The sequence below is a fragment of the Priestia sp. YIM B13490 genome, assembly GCF_042787735.1.
Classification (GTDB): Bacteria; Bacillota; Bacilli; order Bacillales; family Bacillaceae_H; genus Priestia; species Priestia megaterium.
This window is the reverse complement of sequence record NZ_JBHZOT010000040.1, coordinates 1-2,518: the sequence shown is the minus strand read 5'-3', so window position 1 is coordinate 2,518 and position 2,518 is coordinate 1. Positions and strand designations below refer to the sequence as shown.

The 2,518-nt window shown below is 35.8% G+C and carries 1 protein-coding gene; it reads right to left on the bottom strand.

From position 1 onward, the window contains the following. Positions 1-103: 103 nt before the first annotated feature. The gene (locus ACFX4R_RS29390) at positions 104-1,918 is read right to left on the bottom strand and encodes a reverse transcriptase domain-containing protein (RefSeq protein WP_377571741.1); all 1,815 of its coding nucleotides are present in this window, start codon (positions 1,916-1,918) and stop codon (positions 104-106) included. Positions 1,919-2,518: the final 600 nt, after the last annotated feature.

Below are 2,518 nucleotides of genomic sequence, written 5' to 3'. Positions count from 1 at the left end.
GTAGGGTAAGCACCCAGCGCCTTTCTGTATTTCTACAGGAGGTTTCCAAGAGCTCCCCTCCGAACCGTACGTACACCTTTCAATGTATACGGCTCTCCACTTATCAATCTAGTTTTCCATTATGGATGTCTCTATGGCATTTTAAACAGACTACTAAAGTTTTTCTTCGTCTTGCTATCATCTTTTGTTCCCAACGCTTTTTACCTTTTAAATCTTTTATTTTTCTTACATGATGTACTTCAAAAGGTTTTTCCTCTGTCTTACATATTTCACATGTTTGAGCTTCTAGCCTTGATATAAGACTGTTTCTACCTTTGTATTGCATTGTAGTTGGGAGGTAGTCTGTTTCCAGTTCTGTTAGAGGCTTTTGTCTTTTGAAGCCTTCATTGTATAGGTATCTTATCCTTTCCTCACCTTTTACTTTATACTTCACGCCAAAGGTTCCATTGATTGAGTATTTATTGATTATTTTCCCTTTAGGTTTTCTGTACTTAGAAGCAAAAGTCTTATACAAACTATATTCCATCACATATTTGAATTTGTTTATTACACTTGCATTATTAGCGATGCGATAATAGTTATATAATCCTCTGATCTCAGCATTGTACGTGCTAAGTATTTCTAAGTCATCCAACCTTATAAGGTTATTTCTGTGTAGGATTTTCCATTGACCGTCAGGTCTAATGTTTAGAGCACCTTTTTCTAATAAAGAGTTCACCCACTTTTCGTGGGGAACATATATCTTCACACCGCCATTATAAGACCTTTTAGGAATTCCATTTTTATCTTTTTTTATCGCTGAAGATCTTTGTACGGTTAAATCGTATCCTAGGAACCTAGCCATTTTTTTGCTATTTGTAACTAGAGTTTTCTCCAAGGATAAGTCTAATTTAAGCTCGCTCTTTAAATAGTTGGCAAAGTCTTTTTTAACGTCCTCTGCATCCTGTTTGCTACCGATTATTCCAATTATCCAATCATCAGCGTATCGGATGTAATTAAGACGTCTAAAGTTTTCATCCATTGGGTCCGTACAGTTCATACTACTTAATGTTTTTTGTTTCTCCCTTATGTTTTTTAACTTCTGCTTTTGTTGTTCCTTGGATAGGGAGTTCCAATTCTCATTTAGCCACTTTCTTTCTTCACTGACTTTGTATTGAACCCTCTTGTACTCTATAAGACTTTTTCTTTTAATGGTTTGCGAGTCAAATTTCTTTTTATATTTTTCCGCATATTTATCTAGCTCGTTTAAATAGATGTTAGCTAGTAAAGGACTTATGATTCCACCTTGTGGAACCCCACTATACGTCTTGTGATATACCCAATTTTCAACATAACCTGCTTTTAGGAATTTCCAAATAAGATTAATGAACTTTTCATCATCGATTCTTCTTCTCAATATTCCTATAAGAGTGTGATGGTCGATATTATCAAAGAACCCTTTTATATCTCCTTCAACAAACCATTTCACACCAGTAAATCGCCTTTGAATTTTTATTAGTGCTGTGTGACAGCTTCTTTGTGGTCTAAAACCATGTGATGTTTCCAAAAATTGTGGCTCGTATATACTTTCGAGTATTAATCTTAATACTTCTTGTACTAATTTATCATCGAAAGATGGAATTCCTAACGGTCTTTTTCCTTGCTTTTCTTTCGGGATATACACTCTTTTAACAGGGTGTGGTCGATATGATTGCTCTCTTAGTTTGTCAATTATGTTTTGTATTCTTTCAATACTCATTCCATCAATAGTTTTTCCATCTGCACCTTTAGTCAGATTTCCTTCTTTGGCGTTAATCTTGTGATAAGCTAAAAGATAAAAATCTATATTGTATAAGTTCCTATACAATCTTTTGTACTTATACTCAGTATCGTTTGCCTTAGACACTAGACTGCTTAATACATCATTTGGATTTCTCATGAAGCCTCTCGCTCCTTCCATAATTGTATTAAACTAGATAAGCTGTTCCCCTTCACCATGTAGTAGGCTTTCCCTACTTCCGATTACTACGGGAACTCCGTTACCTTATTAGATTTTCATGAGCCACATATCTTGCTTATTACACTTGATATCATCCTCAATAGCCATTTTCTTTGGCATTCTAACTTAGGTAATCCCCATTTAGTACTTCTGCAGACATAGCCGTATTGTGATATCGGATGTGACTTTCGTCCTTTTCCATTTATTATGGCTAGGAAACCACGGATATCAACTGTACAAAAGTTATCTACCTCAACTTTGTACCGTGGTTTTATTTCGTATCAGTCACCTTTCGAAATAGGCTTCGATATGCCCCCTCAGACTATCATTCAAGCAGTTTAGCTTTCATCCTTATTCACAACAATTTCATCTTGCCATTCAGTCGTGCCTTTGGTAACTAGGCAACTTATGACTTTACCAACATGCTTCACTCCCCACATTAGTTTCCCTCGTGGATAAGTTGATTGATGATAGGTTTATTAAGATATCTATACCTACTGCTTGCTATAGCAGATTCCCCAGAAGCCCTTATGGGCGCAC